This window comes from Olivibacter sp. CPCC 100613 (genome assembly GCF_036959255.1).
GTDB lineage: Bacteria > Bacteroidota > Bacteroidia > Sphingobacteriales > Sphingobacteriaceae > Olivibacter.
On the sequence record NZ_JAWMTI010000003.1, the window covers coordinates 793784 to 818986 of the forward strand.

A 25203-nucleotide genomic window follows, 5' to 3' on the forward strand; every position below is an offset into this window, starting at 1 on the left:
TACAAGACCAGCAAATAGCAACAAGGAACGAAAGAACATAAATAACTCATTACAAGTTATTTAAACATTGTTAACAGATTGTTAACAAGTGAAAAAAATCACATTAGCAACAAAAATTCTCAAAATTTGTAGAAAAAATTGTTACGTTGCTCAAAGGATTGGTAGGTATTGAACAATGAAAAAGAAACGAAATAATCCTACTATTTATTATAAAGCTGTAATAAATATTTAGCTATCTTCTTTTAAGTAGCGTGGATAACTACTTTAATTGTGTCGATTAATAGTTGATTTTTTCAATAGGATGATTGGACAATATTAAGGGCTCTCCACCTTAGAAAAAGCCTTTAATCTTGTCCGATCACGTCACGACTGTGGTGTCTCTTCTATAACACGTCGATTGCTCCTGAATCTACCACGATGCTTTTTTTCCTGAAATTTCTCCTTTTTTAGATCCTGGTAATTTGATCGTTGCACATCAGTTAAGAGCTCGCTGATTTTTTCATCTCGCTCCTTCACACTTTTTTGCATGAGTTCCCTGTGCAACTGCATCTGCTGCTTACGCTCTGTGTCTATTTTCTTTATGTTATCCAAGTTGATGGCATAGATTTCCTTTTGCTGTGCTTCCGATAGAGAAAGTTTTTGCGTAAGTAACTCTGTTTGTCTTTTTGCTCTCTCCTCTGCAGTTTTAAATACTTTCTTATGACTATTTTGCTGGGCAAAAGCCATTGTTCCCGTGCTCGCGAACAATAAGCCGGTTAAAATCATTTTTTTCATACTCATTGAATTTTTATAATCAAAATATTTGTATGTATAGAGTCGAGCTGAAATAAATGGTTTAGTTAGTCATTTGTTAAAATTTGTTAATACGCGGGGCAGATATATTTCATTCTGTACCTTTTATTTTTACAATTTATTTGGTTTTGATATGTTCTAACCAAGCAAAATGAGGTTCTAGATGAAGACGCATACCTTTTCTAAAATCCTCTACGCTACCGTTCCTCAGAATCTCTAACAAATCAGCATGAGAAACTCCTCCAGGTTTATAATGGTCTTTCTCAAACGCAACGACATAATCAAATAAAGGTAAAAGCAGACTCTGGAAACGCATAAGCGTATGATTGTTCGTCATCGCATAAAGTTTTCCATGAAAAGCAATTTCATTTTTTATTCTAAATTTTTCACTATCAGGTTTTTCTTTGATTACAATTTTCTCGAGCTCTTGCATATCTTGCTCGGTTTTATACATATATAATACGTCCGCTAATCCCATTTCAAGCACAAGACGCAGTCCAAAAATATCATAAAGTGTACTATCGGGCATAATGAGCGGATCAAGTACTTTTTCAAAAGATCCCAAAATATCCGGTTCGGCGAGTATCATACCACGCTTTTTTTTTGTTTCCACTAAGCCAAGCGCCTTCAGCCGACTGAGCGCTTCTCTAACAATATTCCTGCTAACACCTAATGCGGCGGCGATTTCTAATTCTTTCGGTAATAAATCGCCTGGTTTAAAAGCCTTTTTCTTAAAATATTCTCTTAGTTTAAGTTCAACTTGATCTGCCATCGTTAAATTATGGAGTTTTGGCAAATCAAATTCAAGATGCTTTGTATTTGGTTTCGATTTTTCCATCGTGCAAGATGCAAAATTTAATCAAAATATGTAGTACAAAAAGAATAGCAGATAGGTATAAGCACTCCTTCCATCTAGTTTTTTAGGATCATTTGTTTCTTGGAGGGCCTAACGGACTTTAGATAAATTAAGTCAACTAACAATTACAATGTCTTCGAAACTTAGAAAACCTGGTAAAAAGAAAACCTTCAGCCGGGGAGACTGAAGGCTTCATTAACCAATTATAAACCTAAATTATGATAGTACAAAAATAATGTTTAAACACATTTGATGCAAAAATGTCATACATTTTTTACATATCAATTACGTAGTAATGCTTTTCGATACAGAACAGGAAATTATCAAACTTCCTATTTCTGCAAATATGGTTAACGATATCGTTTGCGTAGATTTTTCAAGGAGATTATTCTTTTTAAAGTCAACAGGTTATTATACTTGTATAGAAGACTATTGAATCGTTATACTTGAGCGATTGCCGCTAAAAGTGATTAGGAATTATAAACCATTGCAGCATACAACGCATTTGTAGTCTACAAGATAAGGAGTAAAAAGGACTTACAATCTCTTTGTCAAAAAATAAATCAATATTAATTTTATACTAACCAATAGACTTATGGCACAAAAAAATGAAAATTCGCGGCGTGAATTTATTAAGAAAGCCTCAATCGGCGTGGGAATGGTAGGTCTTTCAACCATGGGGTTCAGCGCAAAAAGCTATGGAAGAATCTTAGGAGCAAATGACCGTGTACGCGTTGCAATCGTAGGTTTTTCGAACCGTTTTAAAAGCTCTTTATTTCCAAGTTTCACAAATCATTCTAAAAAACTAAACTTCGAATTTGTAGGTGTATCCGATATTTGGAATCGGAGGAGGGATGAAGCTGTCGCCTTTGTAAAAGAGAAGGCAGGTAATTCGATTGCAACCTATCGAAACAATGACGAATTGTACGCACAAAAGGATGTTGATGCCGTCATTATCAGTACAGCTGATTTTCAGCATGCGCTGATGGCTGCCGAGGCCGTACGGAACGGAAAGGACGTATATGTAGAAAAACCAATGGCAGAAACACTGGAAGATGCAAAAGTTGTTCTACAAGCTGTTAATGAAACCGGAAAAATTTTGCAGGTAGGCTCGCAGCGAAGAAGTGCTCCCAATTATATTTCTGCTAATGAGTACATCCGGTCGGGTAAATTTGGCGATATAAAAATGGTAGAAATGACCTGGAATGTAAACCAACCAGGACGATGGAGATTGCCCCAATTAATAAAAGAAATTCGTGAACAGGATACAGATTGGAATCGATTTTTACTAAATAGACCTAAAGTTGCCTGGGATCCCCGAAAATATCTAGAATATCGTTTATTCTGGCCCTACTCATCCGGCATTTTCGGTCAGTGGATGTCACACCAGATCGATACAGTTCATTGGTTTACCGGACTCGAACATCCACGTAGTGTATCCGCAAATGGGGGAATCTATATGTGGAACGATGGTAGAACAAATCCGGATACCGTCACAGCCGTCATGGATTATGGCCCGGCAAATGATCCGACAAAGGGTTTTCAGGTACTCTATTCTTCTCGTTTCACAAATTCCGCAGGGGGTATTAAAGAACTTTACTATTCCAATGCAGGCATGTTAAACTTGGACACAAATCAAGTAACCGACGAAGGAGGCTTAACAGCCAAAATGGCGGCAGAGATGGACATGAAAGCGAATCAACTTCAGCCTTTCACCTTATCTAATGCCACTAAGATAGAAACGGCAGCCAATACAGGAAGTGATCCGATGACTTCACTCCATATGTTAAACTGGATGGAGTGTGTTCGTAGTAGAAAAACACCGAATGCGTCTGTTAAAGCCGGTTATAATCACAGTGTAGCCAATATTATGGCGAGAACAGCCTTGGAAACGGGTAAAAGAGTTTCTTTTGATGATGCTAAACAAGAGGTCGTAGTCGGTTAATTTTCTAATCATGAATAAACAAATCAACATATTAATGTTTATTGGGATTGCCTTAATCAGTAGCTTCAAAGTTGAAAAAAAAGGCTTTTCTATTGTTGAAAATAAAAAAGAAAAAAAAATAGATATAAGTATTGATGGCCAGATTTTCACCTCATACATTTATCCTGACCAATTGATGAAACCTGTTCTCTATCCCATCCGGTCGGCAGAAGGTACCCCCATTACCAGAGGATGGCCCTTTAATCCCAGACCGGGAGAACGGGTGGATCATCCGCATCATGTTGGGCTGTGGTTTAACTACGGTGATGTAAACGGACTCGATTTCTGGAATAATTCGACAGCCATACCTTCAGACAAAAAAGATCAATACGGCACAATTAAGCACGCTAAAGTCAATAAGATACAGACTGCGGATGACCATGCCCTATTGGATGTAACGAAATATTGGCAAGAGCCTAGCGGAATCCCTATTTTGCAAGAGAATACGCAATATATATTTTCTTCTGCAAATAATATGCGTACGATCGAGCTGAACACTACGTTAACCGCACTCAAAAAAAATGTATCATTTACGGATAATAAAGAAGGTTTATTAGGGATTCGTCTAGCCAGGGAGTTAGAACATCCTTCCGAAGAATCTGCTAAATTTACGGATGCGAGCGGAAATATTACAGAAGTAGCTCAGCTGGATAATAGCCAAGTTACTGGGAAATACCGTAGCAGTGAAGGTAAGGAAGGTGATGACGTCTGGGGTACGCGAGGTAAATGGGTCAACCTGAACGGGCAAATTGGACAAGAAGCACTCTCCATAGTTATCATTGATCATCCGAAAAACATCGGCTATCCAACCTACTGGCATGCAAGAGGCTACGGTTTATTTGCGGCCAATCCGCTAGGACAGAAAGCCATGAGTGATGGAAAAGAGGAGTTAAATTTCTCCTTGCCCGCTGGAAAATCAGTTACTTTTAGGTACAAAATTGTCATACAATCCGGGAAACATTTGAGTGACAATGAGGTCAACAGCATCGCACAAATTTTTAGCACCACAATATAACCTTATAAAAAAGTCTTCAACCGGGGAGATTGAAGACTTTTAACTAACCAATTATAAACCTAAATTATGATGACACAAAGATAGTGTAAAAAGTACACACTTGCAAATCATTTATCACAAATAAAAAAAATCGAACCAATTAGTGTTCGAATTCGGGCGAAACGTGTTCGGATCCGAACACGTTAAAAAAAGAAAAACCAAATAAAGAACTGTAAATCAGTAAAATAAAAAAAGGGCATCATATTTATGCTTGGTATCAGAAATATAATGTATTATGCTTACTGATAATACGAATATCAAGATCAAAAACAATCAAGATTACCGTATCACTTCGTTTATTCGAATCAAGATGTTACCGATATGGATCGGAATCGGAATACTACTTATGCTCTCTATTCACAATAGACACGCTAGTGAAACCAGCTTTGGAGGAAACAATGCTTGCCAAAAAACGGCTTCCAACTATTGCTCGAAAAGCAATCATCAATTCTTAAACTTACATTATCTATTTACACGCTTGGGAATATTTTTCTAAGGGGTTTTGTTGCATAGGGGGTCATTTCAAAATGGGATGTATAAATAACCGGTTTCGGATAAACTTACAAGAATATAATCATAAGTAGCCCTATAATCTGGTTATCTCTAGTTCATTGAATGCGTGGTGGCGTAAGTTCTTCTATGATCAATTCGCTAGGTACTTCAAAGAAATCCGTAGGAACAAATAGTTGCCTTTCCTCTATTGCTTTGATACCAAAACTTGCCTTCAAGTGCTTATTCTTATGGGTTGCCTCTAACAATCCACCAGGCCAACCGCCTTGTAGAAATCCAAAATAACTCCATGGTGCCGTAGGCACGCTGTCACATAGCGAAAACCAAAACTCATCACCATCAACTTCTTTCGGTTTTGCAACGATTACCTGACATACTTTACTATTCAAAACCGTTTGAAGGGAGTCTTTATATTCGTAATTGAAATCTCCTGGAAATAAATAGACAGACTCGCCATTACGAGTCACTTCGTCAGGAACCGTCATGGCTCCAACTATTCTAAGTGCCCGATCGCCTGTTATGGAATATTTGGTTTTACTGTTTAAAAAACCCAGTTCACTAAGAGAATCTCCATGAAGAATTTTGTATTTTGGCGATATACCATCTACTGTATAATACAACGTCAAATCGCCACCTTTTATTAATAGCTCCTGAGAAGGGTCGGGTTGAACACCTGAACTGTCTGCTGAAAAAATGAAACTGTATTTGATCAATTGAACTTGCAGGGAATCCTGACCATATAGATTCAAGCTCGATAACCCTAGAAATAATCCGACCAAAGCGTGTAAACAAAACCGATGAAATATCATAAGAGACGATAAACTTCAACGACAAATATCATCATCTAGATCCGTATTTAAAATAACGGTTTTAAGGGGTTTTCTTTCAATTCATATTATTTTTTACTTCAGCCTCCCTCGTCTATTAGTTCGTGATTTATAAATGCACCAGCAATCGATCCAGCCGCTACGGCTGCAGAAATACTTCTAAATGGTGTAGCATTATCACCGGCAGCATAAATTCCAGGGACGGAAGTTTGCTGAAAATTACTTACTTCGATATGCCCGGCACTCGTCATTCTACAACCTAACTTTTCGGAAATCCAGCTTTGCTGTTCAACGGCCGGTGGCGCATAAAGCGCTTTAACAGACAATTTGGTATTATCTTCAAATAGGACGTGATCAAGATAACCTTTATTATGTGCCAATAAAATAATTGGCTTTTCGATCAATGATACGCCATTTCTAAGAAGCACGTTTCTATCCGAATTGCCTAAAACAGCGTGTCCGTTTGTAAGCACTGTAAGATCGCTGGTCCAGTTGCGGATTAATTTTGTTTTTTCTAGAATGGACTCTCCGTTTAATAATAAGCCTGTCGGTTGACTTCTATATTCATATCCGTGACAGTATGGGCAATGGATGACACTGATTCCCCAGCATTCCGCCAAACCTTTTATGGACGGAAGCGCATCCTTTAGCCCAGTGGCCAACAAAAGCTTCTTTCCTTCAAATCGTTCTCCAGAAGCAGTTGTAACAAAAAAACACCCGTTCTTCCCTTCCACAAGCAAGACCTCATCCGTTATGAAGTTCACCGTTTCATAAGCAAGCACCTGCTCCTTACCGGTTAAGGAGATTGTTCCGGGAGACTGACCATCCTGTGTTAAAAAATTATGGGAATGAGGTGTCTGGCTATTACAGGGCTTACCAGCATCAATGATTAATACGTTCCTAACAGCTCTACCCAAAGACATGGCCGCAGAAAGGCCTGCATAACTACCACCCACGATAATTACATCAAATTTATTACTCTTTTTCATATCATTTTATTACCTTCATACTAGACGCTATCATTATATGTCTACAACATAAAGTGTCACAAAAACAAGACATAGCGCACTTTGGCTTTTTCATACACCCACCCCCTTACTAAAGGAAAACCAAGCGTATTCTCTTAAACTAATTTCGGCTATATTGTTCAAAAGTGCCATACTTACCGTAGTAGCTACCACACCACCTAAAAAGACTAAAACCCAATCTACCGTCAACCTTTTGCTAATGAAGCCCTCTTCCTGTAGCTGTAAAATCAACTGCCGACAGCGATTATTAATCGATTCGTAAGTTGCACAACCTTGATTATTCGCATCATGCTTATGGCCGTCACGATGATGAATTTTTTGAAAAAAAGCATACTCAACCCCACAGTCAATAGCCGCATAGAGCATTCGCTCCAATTTTTTTAAAGGAATTGCCGAACTTTCCAAAGCCGCATCCATCGCTCGTTTACAATTCCGCTGCATAGCTTCCTCACAACGAACCAACAGCTCTTCTCTGTCTTTAAAATACCGATGAAGTGTTCTTCTTGTCACCAAAGCCTTTTCCGCTACTTTCTCCAATGAAGCAGAAAAATCCTCGTTAAAAACCAATATGGCCGCATTGATGATTTTTTGCTGTGTTTCCTCCTTGTTTCTCATCAAGCAAATCTGAAGTTATTTTCCCAAATATGAGACATAAAATTGTCATATTGCAACAAAGATGCAAAAAAAAACAGCAAGGCCTGCCCTTTGCTGTATATATTGTGAAATCCCAAACCTAGTTTTATCATTGCTTAAATCAAGTGCATCTGAAACGCTATTTTTTTTGCATTACATAAAACACGTAGTTATAAAATTCACGGTAGCGCTGATAGATAACAAGCTCTTCAATAATCGTTTCCAAAAATGACTTTTTAATTGAACCAGTTAATACTTGTCCGATGGATAAGGCAATCTGTTTAATAACTGGATGATAATAGTTATCCCATCCTACATCAGGAAGCGCAAAACAGCCGATGGGAAAATACCCGCAATCTTCGATTAATTTCATTTTGTTTGAAACCAAATCTATTTCAGGATAACTTGTCGTCCAATAATCAGTAAGATCTCGGGGTCTTTCCTTGCTCATCCATGAAATCTCCGACACCACTAAATACCCCCTCCTTTTCAGTAATTCGCGCCATTGCCGCAGCCCCTTTTCAAATCCAATATGATAAATCGCACCCTCACTCCAAATCACATCAAAAAACTCCTTCTGAAAAGGGAGGTCTTCCATAGCCGCTTTATGGGTAGTTATTCGATCCTGTACCCCCCACCAAGTAGCACGTTCTTTAAGTACTTCTAAAAAATCGGCTAGTAAATCAACGGCGAAAACCTGTGCATTTGTCTTTTGTGCAAGGATCATTGTCTGCGCTCCGGTCCCACAGCCGATATCCAATATATGCTCAAAATAGTTGCTATCGCCCACTAAACCTAACGCCCTCAACGTAGCTTCTTCGCACCCTGGCCCCTGCCTCTCATTATCTTTAAAAAAATCAACAATTGTTTGAATTAATTCCTGTTCCATTTTTAAGATTGCAAAAATATTTCTCAATCACCTTAATTAGTTCATACGATCGCTCAACACTAGCGATTCGCAGGTTTTATTATTCATTCTTATCATACTTACAGTGCATTTGCCATTTCAGTTATAGAGCAAATAACAATGGTATTCGATATTCCAGAAATCAACTCCGTTTACAAGATTACTTCTTATAGTCAACAAAAGGGATTAAGGTGAGGATTAAACCTTTTTTGTTGCGCGTATAAGCAAAAAAGAATAAAAAGTATGATAATATAGGCTACACGAAATAGTAGCACTATCAATAGCGCCCTTGAAGGTTTACGCTATAACAATGGTAAAGTATTTGACACTCTCTTGTCTCATAATGGGATAAAGGTAATAATTTTCTTTAACAAACAAATATTTTTTACCAAAAACATACTTATCAGCTATTTTTTCTAAAACCTAAACATCCTTTCGTGTGATGTTATTACTTTTTTGTTTCAACATGCAATTTCATTCGATCTTTCTGGCTACTTCTAGCTTTGCAAACAATTTTTGTTTTTCACCCCGCTTCTTTTTGATTAAAATACTTATCTATGTAAGTAAATCACCATTGTATTAACACCGAAAAAAATGGACAGTGAAAACTTTAAACGATTCGACCGACTGGTGGCTATTTTTATCCAGCTGCAATCTAAAAGAATAGTTAAAGCACAAGAACTAGCCGACAGGTTTCAGGTAAGCTTAAGAACCATTTATCGAGATATAAAGGCGCTCGAGCTATCGGGTGTTCCCATTTATAGTGAAGCTGGTGTCGGTTATTCTTTAATCGACAGTTATCGACTCCCGCCTTTATCACTTAATAAGGAAGAGGCAACTAGTTTGGTCGCGGCTGAAAAGTTGATGCAAAAATTCGGCGATAAAACCATTCATGAACATTTCTCTTCAGCGATGTATAAAATAAAAACGGCCTTAAAAACAGTTGATAAAGAGTGGGTATCAAGCATTGAATCACAAGTTGTTATGCAACCTTTACAAATTAAATTCAGTGAAAAAGCACCGCATGCCTTAGCTACTCTCTTTGAAAGTATCGCTCGAAAGACACAAGTCGAACTTCTTTATCGAGCATTGGACGCCACTCAAGCCACACGAAGACTGATTGAACCAGTCGGAGTCTTTCATCAACATCATTCGTGGCACGTCATCGGTTTTTGTCATTTAAGAAACGATTACAGGCAATTTAGAACCGATCGAATTGAAGAGATCAAAAACACCGAACTACCCTTTGAACGCAAGCATCAACCCCTGGATTTTTATTTGGTGCAAAAAGACCAACCTACTACTACTAGTGTTCGGATCGCGGTTGAAAAAGACATGGCAAAATACCTCCAATGGGATCGCAATTTTTATGGTTTCGTTTCGGAAGAACGATTCTCAGACAAAGTAATTATGAATTTTGAAGTGCGCGATACTGACGAAGCTTTTTCACGATGGTTTCTCATGTTTGCTGATAAAGCTACGATACTTGAACCCTCTTCGCTGAAAATAAAAGTTCAACGCTTGCTCACCAAACAATTGGCTCGAATCAATGAAGAAAACAAAACCCCTCAATGAGGGGTTTTTTATTTTCTAATCCCGTTCCCAAAACATGGGTGGCTCTATACCGAGCGCTCTCAGGTATACATATCCCTGGCCACGATGGTGAATTTCGTTATCAATAAAATAGAAAATATTCTCAATGATGGGAAATGCATATTGCCCGAACAAATTAAAACTTTCTGAAAACCTTTCTGTAGGAAGCTGATTAAAGTAGGTAGCAATAACCGCTGTTTGCTCGTCCCATCTTGCTAATATCTGCTCCTTTGTCGACAACAGAAAAGCCTCTTCACTATAGGGGCTTGATTCATTCTTTACAATAGACTCCATTGCTGGTCCGCCAATTGATAATAATTCCATAGCCAATTGAGAAAACGGGCGCATCCCACCGATGGAAAAACCGAAAAGTTCCTTCTCTGGGAAAGCTTCAATAACGCGTCGCGTTAGGTTACGATGTCCTTGCCAGTGTTTTAATAAACCTTCTTTATTAATTACCTGTGCTGATGTTACTGTATCCATAATATGTTGCTTTTAATTACTTAGGCAAAAGTATTTGGAGCCTGTGACAACAGTATGTCAACTAAAAAAGAAAAATTAAATTATTTCGTACAACAATATCAGCTGACTGTAACATTTGGATGTCATCCTGCCATCTCGGAAAGCCATGATTTCGGAAACATCGAACCTGCGTCGATGGTGAATTTTCTTCATCTCCAATTGTTTACTTTAAATTAGCAATCATCAGCTGCCATCAAACCAAAACTACGAAAGACATAATAACACACAATTTCACAAATTATCACAGAACCTACTACTCGAATAAAAAGAAAATTTAAGGTCATAAGGAGATGAAGAAATCTTAACCGTAATTTTACAGACAACCAATTCTTCCATTATGAATCAACAAATGGACACACAAAATAGAACGCTAGGTAAAGCAAGCTTATACGCGCTCATAGCCTGTTCTCTCTTATTTATCTTCATACTCTGCAATTTGAAAGATTGCAACTGCGGCGATTTAATCATAGACCCTAAGCTACAAGCAATGGCAGAAAACGGTGACACATTAGTTCTCTCCTTCTTGCACAAAAAGGGTAGCATTTTTTTTTGTGTAACCAAACGAAGAGAATTGTTAAAAGTATTGAAAACGAGGGATAAAAGCCACCAACACAAAAGAACAACGAGGTAAAATAGCCAACAGGCTAACGGTCTTATGCGCCTTCACACCTAATTGAAAAAAGATCGCTTTACCTGAGGCATATACCATCTCAGACTCATACCTCTTACAAGAACATAAACGATAAAGGCAATCCAGAGCCCCTGATTGCCAAACAGTGGCACAAACATGATTCCCAGGGTGAGGAACAAAAAGAAAGAAAAAACACTTGCATTTCGCATCTCCCTGGTACGAGTCGCTCCAATAAAAATCCCATCCAATTGAAAGGCATAAAACGAAACCAGCACATAGAAAGAGGCATAAGGTAAATATTCTTTAGCCATTACACGCACTTCAAGTTCATGTGTTAAATTTTCGATTGCTAAATTACCCATAGTAGCTATTAACAGAGCCAGTAAAAATGCTGTTACAGCTGCTAACTGATTGGCATTCCGTACGTCGCGTCTAAATGCATTCCAATCCAAGGCGCCTAGCGATTTGCCAACCAACATTTCCAGTACATAAGCATAACCGTCTAAAAAGAACGCTGAAAGAGAAACGAACTGCAGAAGAATATGATTAGATGCAAGCGTTACGTCACCAAATTTCGCACCTTGATTCGCAAACCAAGCAAAACCCGCAAGAAGTGCAAAGGTACGTAACATAATATTTGCATTCACGTTGAGCATTAACAATATTTTCTCTTTAGCAAGCACGCTAGACCAGTGCTTTGTAAAGGTAGATAAAGAAACTATACGAACGGCTTTATATGCTATAACCACCCCAATTACACAGGTTATCCATTCTGCAATTACAGTTCCAAAAGCCGCTCCCTTTATTCCCCATCCAAATACCAGTACGAAAAGTATATTGAGAAGGATATTAACTCCATTAAGCACCAACTGTACCCACAATAATTGCGTAGTGCGTCCTAACCCAATCAAACTACCTAAAATGACGAAAGTACTTAATGTAGCCGGGGCGCCCCATATCCTTATTAAAAAGTATTGGCCTACCAAAGACTCTACTTGTTCACTACCATTCATCATCCACAACGCAGCCTCGACTACAAAATATTGAAAGAGGATGAGAAACAATCCGATCACAAAACCGACTAGCCAAGCCCGAATAAATACAAAACTAATCTCCAAATCATCTTTGGCACCCAGGGCCTGCGCGGTGAACCCTGTTGTCCCCATACGAAGAAATCCGAACCCCCAATAAACAAAATTAAATACAAGTGTTCCTAAGGCGATCGCTCCCAGCTCATGTACCGATCCAGTACGGCCAATGGTCGCCGTTTCAACCAGGCCAAGCAAAGGCACACTTGCATTAGCAAGTATAATCGGAACCGATTTCCTGAAAATAAAAAGATGATTCTGCAGTTTTACTTTCATCGCTTAGTATATTACATGGCAGTGCTATTGTTACTTTGCGTTTCTTTTTGCTATAAGCGAACTCATAAATACCCAAAAACAACAAAACCCGGCAATAGCCAGGTTAGTTTTATTTTGCGGAAAGTGAGGGATTCGAACCCCCGGTCCTATTACAGACAACGGTTTTCAAGACCGCCGCATTCGACCACTCTGCCAACTTTCCAGCAGCAAAGATAGAAATTAAATCCAAATCACAGTAGCTGATTTAAGTTCTTCCGCGAAGTCACAACCATATCTTACTCATCATCAAACCATTCGTGTCTTTATTAATTCAAATTAAACCATTTTTCGTGTTTTATTTCTTGATAAATCACGATTAACAAACAAAAAAACTATTTTTATGGTTATGTAAACGTAAAAAACGGGTATGAAGACAATTTTAATTCCATTAGATTATGCTCCCGGAACAAAAAATGCACTCCGATATATATCTAGTGCACATCAAGACATTTCATTTTCCCGTATCATTTTATTGAAAAGCACTTATACATCTGTTTTCCAGCCCATCATATCGACAGCAGAATACCTTTGTTTAGATGGAGACACTTTAGAAGCTGGTCGAAAAGAGTCTGTAGAGTATCTAGACAAAATAACGGAAGAATTAACAAATAGTGTTCAGAAGGAAGTTATTATCGATCACGCAGTAAGCGAACTGCCTCTCGCCCGTGCCCTTATACAACTCATTAAGCAAGAATCACCCGACTTGCTTGTGTTAGGAAATAGCTTAACAAAAGAAGGATATATTAATAATAATCTGATTGAATTAGTGACAATTAGCAAGATCCCTGTACTTGTTATTCCATCAAACGCCAACTATCGAAAAATCATTGATCTATTGCTACCCTTAGATTTCGAAGAGCTTAACCGTTTGGAAGCCTTCCAACATCCTTTGCTTTCTAGTTATAAAAAGGAGCTTATACTGCATACCTTCAGCATAAAAAAACAACAACGCGATTTAACAGAAGATCGCGATAAGCTTTCTGTTTTATTGCCCGATTTCACTTTTTCAATAGACTATACAGAAAACGACGACATATTAGATGGAATATTGGATTTCGCAGAAGAAAAAGATGTTGATTTAATTATCTCGTTACCGGGTAAGTACAGTTTTTTCAAGAAATTGACTCACCGAAGCATCACACATGCAATAGCGCACAATGCAACTCATCCTGTACTTATATTAAAACAAACATAGAATGCAACGCATTATCTTTCTTATCCAGAAGAAAAAAGCCCTACGTTATCCGTAGAGCTCTCATTTCTAATAATAAAATTGAAGTTGAAAAAAATTCATTACAAATGAATAAAAACTATCTCATTTTTTACTTCACAATAATTACACAATTTAAAGTGTGAAGTGTTCAATATTTTAATTCTTTTTTAATGCTTCCGCTACCCGTTTAATATAAAAATAATTTGCTGAACCTCCAATTATCCCACCGACAACGGGTACCAGCCTTTTAGAAGTTTTGGCACCAACATTAAGCATTATTTTTTGAGCAACTTCTTCCATTGCTGTTTTCGTAACAACTACACTTGCATCTCCCTTGATCGAACGAGCGAGTAATTTGAAAAAATCATCAAAGCGAAGCTCATAATTGCCCGTTTGTGTATAGGTTATTGCCAACGTAACCCGAAATTGCTGTGCCAGAATGTTGATTGTATCCAAAGGAATTCCAATAGCCATAACGCCCACGCCACCTATTCCACTAAGCACCCCTGATCCCGCAGCAAATATTGCACATTGATTTATAAATTTCTCAAGCCCCAATTGATCAACACCTTTCTTTACTCCCAATTGATCAATTTTGTTAAATAACTGTTCCAAGCCATCCCTGGAGAGAGAAGACACTTTACCTCTCAATTTTTCTCTTGTCGCCTTCACATCTATAGTAGGCAGTTTAAATCTACGCATATTGCCAAACAGATATCTTTCATTATATACAACAAAGGTACCACAAATACTTGATTTGTATATCGCGATGACATCACCTAGATTAAGCGTAAGCGAATCGGGGTGACCATGGCTTAATAACTATTATCATGAAAGGAACTTCGACCAAACACAATCTTGATAATCCGTTAGCATATGGAAAAGCAAACCAATGCCCACAATTCTTGTCTTAGGAAAAAAGAGTAATATAAAATAGATAGTAAGGGCATAATAGCTATGCAATGGATGGTATCCAATACTGCATCGATTAGGATCAAATATCGGTCTTGAAAGCAAATGATCCAGATCAACCAACATCGTAGCGGCCATAATGAACCAAGCCCTTTTCCATTCCTTCCTAAAGAACAACCATGCAAGCACTCCGGGAAAGAGAAAATGTAGACTATAATGTACAACTGTTTGCAAAACTTTTAAGGTCATCATATATACATATTCAGTTTATTTCCACCCGATAATCTAATCCCTTTGCAAGGCTCAATTTTCGCCAACGACATAACTAGGATTGCTTCATAAATAAAATCTTAAGACGATCTAATCAAAAATATACATTGTCAGCAGATATAAAAAAACTTCTTCGAATAATTGAATTAGTAAAGAAAAGGTTAGGTGCAGACCACTTAAATAATTTAGACTTTTGAGCGACCGGGATATTTAGCTAACAGAGAAAATAACATTACAATTCTTATATTGCTGTACATTTAAATGTAACATGTCTTTCTTACGACCAAAACAGCTAAAAGGGAATAAACAGCTTATAAATATTTATGCTGCTTTTGTTGTCTTTTCAGCGTATACGTTAATTTTTACCTATAGAAAGGCATTCACAGTAGCAACATTTGAAGGAATAACCTTTGCTGGCTATCACTATAAAACCTTGCTTGTTATCAGTCAAGTATTAGGGTATATGCTGGCTAAGTTTTATGGTGTAAAGTATATCGCAGAATTAAAACGTCCGGTAAGAGGAAAGCTCATTCTCTTATTAACGGGTGTTTCTTGGTTAAGTTGGCTTGGTTTCGCTCTCGTACCCGTTCCATATAATTTATTTTTTCTTTTTGTGAATGGCTTTCCTTTAGGACTCTTATGGGGAATTGTATTTTCCTACATTGAGGGGAGAGAAGGAACAGACTTCATTGGCGCCACCTTAGCTGTTAGCTTCATTTTCGCGTCGGGGTTTGCTCGTTCCGCGGGCGGGTGGATTATGTTAGAACTTGGCCTATCTGAATTTTGGGTTCCTTTTTTCACTGGACTTCTCTTTGCCCCTCCCCTTGTTTTTCTAGTACATTTGATGGAAAAAATACCTTTACCTGACCAACAAGATATTCTAAAGCGAACCGCACGAAGTCCCATGAATGGAAGTCAACGCCTTCTATTTTTAAAGACCTTTTTACCAGGTTTAGCGGCATGTATACTGATATATACCTTTGCAACTATTTTTCGGGATATTCGGGATAATTTCGGTGCGGAAATGTGGAAAGAGATGGGATTCTATAACCAGCCGATTATCTTTTCACAAACCGAAACTCCCATTACGCTCATTGTTTTGCTGCTTATAGGTAGTATGGTTCTCATAAAAAGCAATTATCGGGCATTTATGCTTGCTCATGGGTTTATGGCATTCGGTTTTTTACTGGCAGGTACGATCACCATCGGCTTTATCCATCAGCTGCTCTCTCCTTATACCTGGATGCTTCTAACCGGGCTAGGCCTTTATATGGTTTACATCCCATTCAATGCTATTTTCTTTGAACGTATGATTGCCACATTTCGATACGCTGCAAATGTTGGTTTTCTTATTTATTTAGCCGACACCTTTGGATACATAGGTAGCATAGGCGTACTCTTTGTCAAAGAAATTTTAAAAGTTAAATTAGGCTGGGTATCTTTCTTTTCCAATAGTATCCTCATTCTTTCCATCCTCGGTTTATTTCTAACCGCCTTTTCAGCGTATTATTTTATGATCAAATATCAAAAAACAAAAGGCATAAATGAATGCATCGATGAAACGTAAACAACCAACCATCCTTTCCATACTATACAACCAACCGCTTTCCCTCTGACGCTGCCCATACAATCCCCTTTAATTGAAGTTCTTCTTGTAAAACCTCCTTATCAAAATCCAATTTGTCCAATAGATATTTATGTCTTGTATAAAAAATCCGAAATACATCGTCCCAAGTCATGGCAAAAATCTCTAAATTACCCCAAGATTTCACTAAAAATCGTTTCCCCCTATTCTTAAACTCTTCATATTGCTTGAGTATATAGGAATCAACTCGATTACTCACAACAAAAAATTTCCATTGCCTCGTTTGGGAATTGAAAGCGTCTTGTCGACTAACAAAATCCATATAATCTTCAATCTGTCTTAGCTGTTGCTTACCAATTATAACCGAAGGTCGTTTCAACTCCACCATGACATTCTCTTCCATTTCTTCATCTTGATAAAGTGCATCAGGAACACTTCGCTGTCTACAAAGAAATACATCAGGTCTTCTATTCTTTTCTTTATCTTTTATAGCTGTTAGATCCATTTTTTCGATGGTCCCGCCATCTAAAATACAAAGGTATTTAGAAAGTAGTTTTTCAAAATTCTCATTTGCTGTCACCAAATGGAACTGCTCACCGAACAACCAGTAATTTTCGGCAATTGCATGTTGAATATGATCCCGCTCAGTAGTAAATCGTTTTAGGTCAAATACCATCTTTTTTAACAACCCAATCGTAGCAAATCTATTTTCAATTAAACTAATCGTTCTGGTAATACGACTTAACGAGGTTTTTTTAAGTAATATCGCGAGCCCCTCCCTTTCTTCTCTTCTAAGATGCACAATATCATCCAAAATTGACAGGATATGCTCTCGTTCATCGGATTCTAACAATAAATTGATAAAGGCAACACTTGTTCGCTCCTGGGTTTCATTTAAGCCTTTAAAAATTTTGGGTTGTATACAATATATTTCCTTGATAACCGCCATCAAATCCTTGCGCTTCTCTTGATCATATTTATTGCTCCTAAATTTGGGAAGGATCCCTTTGCGATCAAAATGATCAATTAACTTATCAGCCCCTTTCGACCTAACAAAAACCTTCTGCTTATCAGCTATGATATGTTGTAATTCTTTTACAAGCACCTTAAACACGCTACTATTTAAATTGGCACCAAATAAGCGTCCTGTGTGGTCCCCGTCAGTCGGCACAAAATCATCAAAAAAAGACGATTCAACATAAACGCTATGATAAAAACCAATGGCATTGTTGTTAAATGATGTTAACTGTTTAAATAATTCCTTCTGCGCCTGGTTCAAAAAATAGCAATAAAATTTATCGCCGATTTTGTCATGCCATCGAATGTAAGTAATTCTAAACGTGAACTCAACATTTTGAATATCTGCAATTATCCGATGGAACACCTCATTATCGGCAATAATATCATGATATTCTATGGGACAACCATTAATGCATAATTTGAAGTTTTTACTACGATTGAGTAGTAGATACCAACCAAACTCACTCTTTAAATGATTCAAAAATTCCGAGCAATCAAAAGAATAACCTGAAACCCCAAACAAATTAGATAAAGTGACGACCGTACCTGTACTATTTTTTTTTGAGATTCGTTTATTATTATCTTTGTAGATATCCTTGTTACTTGCATCTATCATGATATCATAATCAAGCATTTTATCTGATTGCTCATCAAAAAAAGTGGTAGACCATATCGCTTTTTGGGCAAAAGCTATAAAAGAAAATCGTCCCTTCCCTTTCTTACCACGTACATAGGAGGATCGGTTGACCGATTCCCGTTTTACCGAATCCAAAAACGCACCAAAAGTCTGGTGTAAAGTAGCAAGATGAATCCCTGTACCATTATCGACAATCTGTAGTTCATTTACATAATCGATACTATTGGATTTAAATACAATATCAACTCTTGATGCATTTGCATCAAACCCGTTCCAGATTAGCTCGCATATCGCCTCCTTGTAACTCTTTGTAATACCTGCAGACTCTACGCTATGATTATTGATACTTACTTTATTGTCCATCACAAATAAATTAAAAATATTAAAACAATATTACTAATATTTTTAGCAATAACAAAATACTGTTGATAACTTATTTAACATAAAAAAAAACACTATTTCCCTTTTTATTACTAAAAAAAATAGCAATTTTGTGTTATAGCAAACGAAAGTGTTCAATATTGAGTATGCGTTACTTTTATTTGTTTTTATCGACTTTTTTAATGAACAATTGTTATACTAAATAAATGATATGGTTACAGCATATGTTAAAAAATTGGTAACAATTGCAGAAGAGCAATATAATAGTTATCATTTCGAAAGTGAGAGTGATGTCGAATTATCAAAGCAGATACGCAAGTATTGGACGGACTTGGGTTTTTCCTTTCCGGGCGTAACAACTGCTTGGTCTGCTATATTTATATCCTGGTGTATCAAAATGGCAGGCGCTACACAGGGAGAGTTTTTATTTAATCCTGCACATGCTCAATTTGTTTACGTAGCCATCCAACATGCGATTAAACAGACAGGGGTTTTCCGTGCTTACCCTTATCAAGAAATCGAACCCAATCTTGGCGACCTCATCCACCATAATCGTGGCGGTAAACACTACGACTTTGAATTTGCAAAGCACAATAAGACCTATGAATCCCATTCAGCTATTGTTGTCGAAAAAGGGACGGACGTCCAAGGTCATTATGTATTGACAATCGGGGGTAACGAGAGCGATTCCATTAGGAAAAAGTTGGTCCGCCTTGATGACCAAAAAAAGATCATATCACGAGAAATTAATCCATATATATGCATCATTCAGAACCAGAAATAGAAGGATATGTCACCTATGTTTAACACCTCCGGTAAAGATCATGATATTCCAATATCAGTTAACGAAACTCCTTTTGACCATATCGCCTTAGCGTTTTCGGGTGGTGGCTTTCGAGCTGCGTCTTTCAGCTTAGGTGTCCTCAGTTATTTAAATGTTTTGCCAACCCTTAGTAACCGAGTATTGCTTGACAATGTAACCTTTATTTCTTCTGCGTCCGGAGGTTCGATAACCAACGCCCTGTATGCACTACATGTAGCTCAAGGTCGATCATTTAAAGACTTTTACAAAAAGTTAACAGAACACCTGTCCGGAATGGCTTTAATGAATACCGTTTTCGAAAAACTAAATAATGATAAAGAGTGGATTGACAATCCTGATAAGAGAAGAAATATTATCAATGCTTTTGCACTCACTTACGATGATCTTCTATTTCAGCATGCGCTCTTGTCAGATCTGTATCCAAACGAGAATAATAAACAATTAGAAGAGGTTTGTTTCAATGTGACAGAATTTTACCGAGGGCTACTTTACAGACAGCAGGTTAAAATGAAAGTAGATACGAAATCTAATGAAGATGATCAGTTTAGATTTGGAAATTTTAATATACAATTGGAACAAGCTGTCGCAGGTAGATTGAAGTTAGCAGACTTACTGGCGGCATCATCTTGTTTTCCTGCCGGATTTGAACCCGTCATCTTTCCCGATGATTTCACCTATGTCGATTTACCGGTTGGTGTATCCAATCAAGCTATCTCTTTAAATAAACGGACCTTGCTTGATGCTTTATCCATAGCGCCACAAGAAGTAAGCTTAAATGAATTGGTAAAACTATTTGGCCAAGAAAAGGTTGAAAAAGTTCTCGCTAAATTAGAAAAGCCCTTCTCTGTAATAAAGCTGAAACAAGCATTTTCTGAAGAAAAATTAGCCGATAATTTTAAAATAGGAATGATGGATGGAGGGATAACCGACAACCAGGCATTGGAAAGTATGTTAGACGCTCAAAAAAGAAGGATAAAAAAGAAAACTATCTTTTCTCCATTTGATCTAATGCTAATTAATGATGTGGGCAGCCATTATATGGACCCTTATAAATTACCTAAGGGAAACACTCCCTATAAAGGAATGAAAGCGATTTCAATAAATAACCTAATTGGTGTACTCTTTATCTTTCTGCTCTTCGGGATATTACTAATCAGTAAAATATTTTCAAGTTTTCAATTCTTCGGCATCCCATTAAATGTAGTCATCGGAACAACCATATGTGTTTTATCGCTAAGTATCTTATTGATCTTTGCTGTTTTAAGAAGATTCATTGAAGGCAATACAGAGCGTTTAGGTGGGTTAAATTTAAACAAAAACTTCTCCCCTGGTATTGTTACGAATCTTTTCGAGCATTTCGGGTCAACCCCTATCGTTGTTATTTATAACATGATCAAAGAGCGTATTGCTTCCGTATTAATATTAAACAATGATGTTTTTCTTAAACGAATACGCTATCTTCTATATAGCAAAACTTATGATAGTGGTAAACATCGTTTTAAAATAAAAACCAATCATGTCTACGATCTGTCCTTCTCCAACGACTACAATCGCAGTAGAAAAAAACTCGATTCCTTAGTACCTTCCCGAGCACAACAGGTCATTGCTCAAATAGCATTCGAAATGCCAACAACGTTATGGTTTGATACGAAATCGCAACAAGAGGAAACACTTGCTGCACTAATCACGTGTGGCCAATTTACGACTTGTTATAATTTACTGGAATACATCCATCGTTTAAAGAGCACAATAAGCAAATCAGGATTCACTTATTATCAACAATTACAAAAGAGTTATAAGGAAAAAATTGATTTTATAGAAAAACAGCTATTGGAAGATTGGCAGCAATTTCAAAACGATCCCTTTTTTCTTTACAACCGATTGGGAACACTTTTTCAGCTTAAGCAGTTCAAACCATGCGGGATGGAGGACTTTCCATCCTTTAATAAAAATTTTGAAGGACTACGATAATCTCTATCCATAAGATGGTTACACAAATTTCGTTTCTACTTTCTTGCTTTTTGGTACTTTAGCCAATAAACTATTCAATTATGCAGTATAAACAATTAATCGTCCTTGGATTAAGCCTCGGTGTAGTATCTATTTTAAGCGGCTTCATGCCTTCGCGGCAGGACCATAAGGCAAAAAATCTTCAAATATTACCAAAAGATATTAACCATGAGGAGCTAGATAAAATCATGGATAACTTTAAAGTAGCATTAGGTGTAAAATGCAGTCATTGCCACGCAACTAAAAAAGATGATCCTAAAAAATTAGATTTTGCAAGTGATGAAAAACCGGAAAAAGAAATTGCCAGAAACATGATGCGAATGACATCCAAAATTAACAAGCGCTATTTTGGACGGGTACATGAAGACGGAAGTATGACAAATATTTCCTGTATCACATGTCATAACGGAAAAGCTCAACCGCAATTGAATTGAAGCTAGTTTCTGAAGAAAGGAATAGAGCTAGAAGAGGGAAATTCATATAAACGGAAAAGGCCGGGACGTTTTCACGTTCCGGCCTTCCTGTAAAGATCGGCACCGACCTACTCTCCCACATGTTACTGCAGTCCCATCGGCTCTGGCGGGCTTAACTTCTCTGTTCGGGAGGGGAAGAGGTGGACACCGCCGATATAGGCACCTGAATACCTGTCAAAGTAAAAATCCGAAATCCAAAAATCCGGCACGCCGGCGTTTCTTACTTTCTACCTCTTACTTTTTACTTTTCAATTTTTTATTTGACTGATACCGGAAGAAAAAAAACAGGAAGACAACAGTCTGCTGCCGCTTGAGAAAGCTTCGGGCTATTAGTACGGCTCGGCTCTGGTATCTCTACCTTTACACCTGCGGCCTATCAACGTGGTAGTCTCCCACGGCCCTGTAAGGAAGTCTCATCTCGTGGCCAGTTTCGCACTTAGATGCTTTCAGCGCTTATCTGTTCCCGGCATAGCTACTCTGCGGTACACCTGGCGGCATAACAGATTCACCAGCGGCCGGTCCAACCCGGTCCTCTCGTACTAAGGTCAGCCCCACTCAGACTTCCAACGCCCACAACAGATAGGGACCGAACTGTCTCGCGACGTTCTGAACCCAGCTCGCGTGCCACTTTAATCGGCGAACAGCCGAACCCTTGGGACCTTCTCCAGCCCCAGGATGTGACGAGCCGACATCGAGGTGCCAAACCTCCCCGTCGATATGAGCTCTTGGGGGAGATCAGCCTGTTATCCCCAGAGTACCTTTTATCCTTTGAGCGATGGCCCTTCCATGCAGAACCACCGGATCACTATGTCCGTCTTTCGACCCTGTACGACCTGTATGTCTCACAGTCAAGCAAGCTTTTGCCATTGCACTCCGCGTACGGTTACCAAGCGTACTGAGCTTACCTTTGAAAGCCTCCGTTACCTTTTTGGAGGCGACCACCCCAGTCAAACTACCCACCAAACAATGTCTCCGCTTTCAGCGGATTAGGAACCGGATACAGAAAGGGCGGTATTTCAAGGTCGATTCCACGACTCCTGGCGAAGCCGCTTCAACATCTCCCGCCTATCCTACACATCCTGCACCCAGTCCCAATGTTAAGCTATAGTGAAGGTTCATGGGGTCTTTCCGTCCCGTTGCGGGTAACCGGCGTCTTCACCGGTACCACAATTTCACCGAGCTCATGGCCGAGACAGCGCCCAGATCGTTACACCATTCGTGCAGGTCGGAACTTACCCGACAAGGAATTTCGCTACCTTAGGACCGTTATAGTTACGGCCGCCGTTTACCGGGGCTTCGATTCAATGCTTCACCCGGAGGTTGACATCCCCTCTTAACCTTCCGGCACCGGGCAGGTGTCAGGCCTTATACGTCATCTTTCGATTTGGCAAAGCCATATGTTTTTGTTAAACAGTCGCCTGGGCCTTTTCACTGCGGCTTCTCCGTCACCGGAGGAAGCGCCCCTTCTCCCGAAGTTACAGGGCCATTTTGCCGAGTTCCTTAGCCATGATTCACTCGAGCACCTTAGGATTCTCTCCTCGACCACCTGTGTCGGTTTGCGGTACGGGTTTTTATGACCTGGAGCTTAGCGGGTTTTCTCGGAAGTATGATTACCTGCGCTATCGGCGCCCCCGGAGGTTTGCCGTACTATCGGCTTTCGGCACGGTCCACGGTCTTGCCTGTGATCCGTATACCTACGGCCTTCAACGATCTATTCCGTCAGATCGCGGCAGTGTCACTGCTCCGTCACCGCATCGCAGTCATAAAAAGTACGGGAATGTTGACCCGTTGTCCATCCGCTTCCCCTTTCGGGTTGCGCGTTAGGTCCCGACTTACCCTGATCCGATTAGCGTTGATCAGGAAACCTTGGTCTTTCGGTGGGCGGGTTTCTCGCCCGCCTTATCGTTACTTATGCCTACATTTGCTTTTCCGGAACGTCCACGGTAACTCACGTATCCGCTTCGCCCGCGCCGGAATGCTCCCCTACCGATAATTTAATTATCCCACGGCTTCGGTGGTACACTTCATGCCCGTTTATTATCCACGCCCGGCCGCTCGACTAGTGAGCTGTTACGCACTCTTTAAATGAATGGCTGCTTCCAAGCCAACATCCTAGCTGTCTGGGCAACCGGACCTCGTTAGTTCAACTTAGCGTACACTTGGGGACCTTAGCCGGTGGTCTGGGTTCTTTCCCTCTCGGCCCCGGACCTTAGCACCCGGAGCCTCACTGCGGACCATATTTTACAGTATTCGGAGTTCGTCTGNCTTAGCGTACACTTGGGGACCTTAGCCGGTGGTCTGGGTTCTTTCCCTCTCGGCCCCGGACCTTAGCACCCGGAGCCTCACTGCGGACCATATTTTACAGTATTCGGAGTTCGTCTGGATTTGGTAGGATGTGACTCCCCCGCACCCAATCGGTAGCTCTACCTCTGCAAAACTCAATGTCCACGCTGTTCCTAAAAACATTTCGGGGAGTACGAGCTATTTCCCAGTTTGATTGGCCTTTCACCCCTACCCACAGGTCATCCGGAAACTTTTCAACGTTTATCGGTTCGGTCCTCCAGTACGTGTTACCGCACCTTCAACCTGCCCATGGGTAGATCACAAGGTTTCGCGTCTACCTCCACTGACTGTACGCCCTGTTAAGACTCGCTTTCGCTTCGGCTGCGTGGCCTAACCACTTAACCTCGCCAGTGAAGAGTAACTCGTAGGCTCATTATGCAAAAGGCACGCCGTCACCCCAAATGGGGCTCCGACCGATTGTAAGCACACGGTTTCAGGTTCTCTTTCACTCCCCTGTTCGGGGTTCTTTTCACCTGTCCCTCACGGTACTGGTCCACTATCGGTCTCTCGGTAGTATTTAGCCTTGGCGGATGGTGCCGCCGGATTCCCACAGGGCGTCTCCGACCCCGCGGTACTCAGGAACTCACCAGGCCGGTCTTCATTGCGTGTACGCAGCTCTCATGCTCTACGGCGGGCCTTCCCAGACCCTTCCACTTCTTCCGACCGTGCCATATCGTGGTCCTACAACCCCGCATATGCCGTAACATATCCGGTTTGGGCTCTTTCCCTTTCGCTCGCCACTACTCAGGAAATCATTGTTATTTTCTCTTCCTGCGCCTACTTAGATGTTTCAGTT

19 protein-coding genes, 1 tRNA gene and 2 rRNA genes are annotated in these 25203 nt (G+C 39.4%); 8 read left to right on the plus strand and 14 right to left on the minus strand.

The window, feature by feature from the left end; all coding sequences use genetic code 11:
- Positions 1 to 363: 363 nt before the first annotated feature.
- Together RYH73_RS14155 and RYH73_RS14160 are read right to left on the minus strand one after the other, a co-directional pair.
- Entirely contained in the window at positions 364 to 774 is a 411-nt protein-coding gene (locus RYH73_RS14155; RefSeq protein ID WP_335314093.1) for a hypothetical protein, read from the minus strand.
- A gap of 136 nt (positions 775 to 910) precedes the next feature.
- Complete coding sequence (locus RYH73_RS14160) at positions 911 to 1564, minus strand: FadR/GntR family transcriptional regulator (RefSeq protein WP_335314094.1); 654 nt, start codon at positions 1562 to 1564, stop codon at positions 911 to 913.
- A gap of 679 nt (positions 1565 to 2243) precedes the next feature.
- On the opposite strand from RYH73_RS14160, the gene RYH73_RS14165 reads away from it, so the two are divergent.
- Positions 2244 to 3593, plus strand: a complete 1350-nt coding sequence (locus tag RYH73_RS14165) for a Gfo/Idh/MocA family protein (protein WP_335314095.1) — start codon at positions 2244 to 2246, stop codon at positions 3591 to 3593.
- A gap of 10 nt (positions 3594 to 3603) precedes the next feature.
- Positions 3604 to 4647, plus strand: a complete 1044-nt coding sequence (locus RYH73_RS14170; RefSeq protein ID WP_335314096.1) for a PmoA family protein — start codon at positions 3604 to 3606, stop codon at positions 4645 to 4647.
- Between the two features lie 647 nt (positions 4648 to 5294).
- Here the strand turns inward: RYH73_RS14170 and RYH73_RS14175 are convergent.
- The 4 genes from RYH73_RS14175 to RYH73_RS14190 all read right to left on the minus strand — a co-directional run bounded on the left by RYH73_RS14175 (position 5295) and on the right by RYH73_RS14190 (position 8573).
- Entirely contained in the window at positions 5295 to 5975 is a 681-nt protein-coding gene (locus RYH73_RS14175; RefSeq protein WP_335314097.1) for a hypothetical protein, read from the minus strand.
- Positions 5976 to 6103: 128 nt separating this feature from the next.
- Positions 6104 to 7012 (minus strand): NAD(P)/FAD-dependent oxidoreductase, encoded by a 909-nt coding sequence (locus RYH73_RS14180; protein ID WP_335314098.1) that lies wholly within the window; start codon positions 7010 to 7012, stop codon positions 6104 to 6106.
- A gap of 90 nt (positions 7013 to 7102) precedes the next feature.
- The gene (locus RYH73_RS14185; RefSeq protein WP_335314099.1) at positions 7103 to 7666 is read right to left on the minus strand and encodes a TetR/AcrR family transcriptional regulator; all 564 of its coding nucleotides are present in this window, start codon (positions 7664 to 7666) and stop codon (positions 7103 to 7105) included.
- Between the two features lie 157 nt (positions 7667 to 7823).
- Positions 7824 to 8573: a class I SAM-dependent methyltransferase gene (locus tag RYH73_RS14190; RefSeq protein WP_335314100.1), complete on the minus strand. Its 750-nt coding sequence runs from the start codon at positions 8571 to 8573 to the stop codon at positions 7824 to 7826.
- A gap of 612 nt (positions 8574 to 9185) precedes the next feature.
- Between RYH73_RS14190 and RYH73_RS14195 the strand changes: the two genes are divergently transcribed.
- Positions 9186 to 10166, plus strand: a complete 981-nt coding sequence (locus tag RYH73_RS14195) for a helix-turn-helix transcriptional regulator (RefSeq protein ID WP_335314101.1) — start codon at positions 9186 to 9188, stop codon at positions 10164 to 10166.
- 15 nt (positions 10167 to 10181) lie between these two features.
- Here RYH73_RS14195 and RYH73_RS14200 read toward each other — a convergent pair whose 3' ends face one another.
- From RYH73_RS14200 to RYH73_RS14210, 3 genes are all read right to left on the minus strand, one after another.
- Entirely contained in the window at positions 10182 to 10667 is a 486-nt protein-coding gene (locus RYH73_RS14200; RefSeq protein ID WP_335314102.1) for a DinB family protein, read from the minus strand.
- Between the two features lie 708 nt (positions 10668 to 11375).
- The gene (locus RYH73_RS14205; RefSeq protein WP_335314103.1) at positions 11376 to 12701 is read right to left on the minus strand and encodes an MATE family efflux transporter; all 1326 of its coding nucleotides are present in this window, start codon (positions 12699 to 12701) and stop codon (positions 11376 to 11378) included.
- A gap of 117 nt (positions 12702 to 12818) precedes the next feature.
- Positions 12819 to 12903: transfer RNA gene (locus tag RYH73_RS14210), tRNA-Ser, on the minus strand.
- A gap of 204 nt (positions 12904 to 13107) precedes the next feature.
- On the opposite strand from RYH73_RS14210, the gene RYH73_RS14215 reads away from it, so the two are divergent.
- A complete protein-coding gene (locus RYH73_RS14215; RefSeq protein ID WP_335314104.1) occupies positions 13108 to 13935 on the plus strand; it encodes a universal stress protein in 828 nt (275 codons plus the stop codon).
- A gap of 174 nt (positions 13936 to 14109) precedes the next feature.
- Here the strand turns inward: RYH73_RS14215 and RYH73_RS14220 are convergent, their stop codons facing one another.
- A complete protein-coding gene (locus RYH73_RS14220) occupies positions 14110 to 14655 on the minus strand; it encodes a hypothetical protein (protein ID WP_335314105.1) in 546 nt (181 codons plus the stop codon).
- Positions 14656 to 14781: 126 nt separating this feature from the next.
- The gene (locus tag RYH73_RS14225) at positions 14782 to 15117 is read right to left on the minus strand and encodes a DUF6122 family protein (protein WP_335314106.1); all 336 of its coding nucleotides are present in this window, start codon (positions 15115 to 15117) and stop codon (positions 14782 to 14784) included.
- A gap of 286 nt (positions 15118 to 15403) precedes the next feature.
- Here RYH73_RS14225 and RYH73_RS14230 point away from each other — a divergent pair, with 286 nt between their 5' ends.
- The gene (locus tag RYH73_RS14230) at positions 15404 to 16702 is read left to right on the plus strand and encodes a DUF5690 family protein (RefSeq protein ID WP_335314107.1); all 1299 of its coding nucleotides are present in this window, start codon (positions 15404 to 15406) and stop codon (positions 16700 to 16702) included.
- 22 nt (positions 16703 to 16724) lie between these two features.
- On the opposite strand, the gene RYH73_RS14235 is transcribed toward RYH73_RS14230, so the two are convergent.
- Positions 16725 to 18740 carry an ATP-binding protein gene (locus tag RYH73_RS14235; protein WP_335314108.1) on the minus strand — a complete coding sequence of 672 codons (2016 nt, stop codon included), beginning with the start codon at positions 18738 to 18740 and terminating at the stop codon, positions 16725 to 16727.
- A gap of 229 nt (positions 18741 to 18969) precedes the next feature.
- Between RYH73_RS14235 and RYH73_RS14240 the strand changes: the two genes are divergently transcribed.
- The 3 genes from RYH73_RS14240 (at position 18970) to RYH73_RS14250 (ending at position 22025) form a co-directional block, all read left to right on the plus strand.
- A complete protein-coding gene (locus tag RYH73_RS14240) occupies positions 18970 to 19542 on the plus strand; it encodes a DUF2272 domain-containing protein (protein WP_335314109.1) in 573 nt (190 codons plus the stop codon).
- A gap of 6 nt (positions 19543 to 19548) precedes the next feature.
- Positions 19549 to 21552: a patatin-like phospholipase family protein gene (locus RYH73_RS14245; protein WP_335314110.1), complete on the plus strand. Its 2004-nt coding sequence runs from the start codon at positions 19549 to 19551 to the stop codon at positions 21550 to 21552.
- A gap of 80 nt (positions 21553 to 21632) precedes the next feature.
- Positions 21633 to 22025: a c-type cytochrome gene (locus tag RYH73_RS14250; RefSeq protein WP_335314111.1), complete on the plus strand. Its 393-nt coding sequence runs from the start codon at positions 21633 to 21635 to the stop codon at positions 22023 to 22025.
- A gap of 94 nt (positions 22026 to 22119) precedes the next feature.
- Here the strand turns inward: RYH73_RS14250 and rrf are convergent.
- Positions 22120 to 22231, minus strand: a 5S ribosomal RNA gene (gene rrf, locus RYH73_RS14255).
- 142 nt (positions 22232 to 22373) lie between these two features.
- Positions 22374 to 25203 (minus strand): 23S ribosomal RNA (locus tag RYH73_RS14260); the annotation flags it as partial.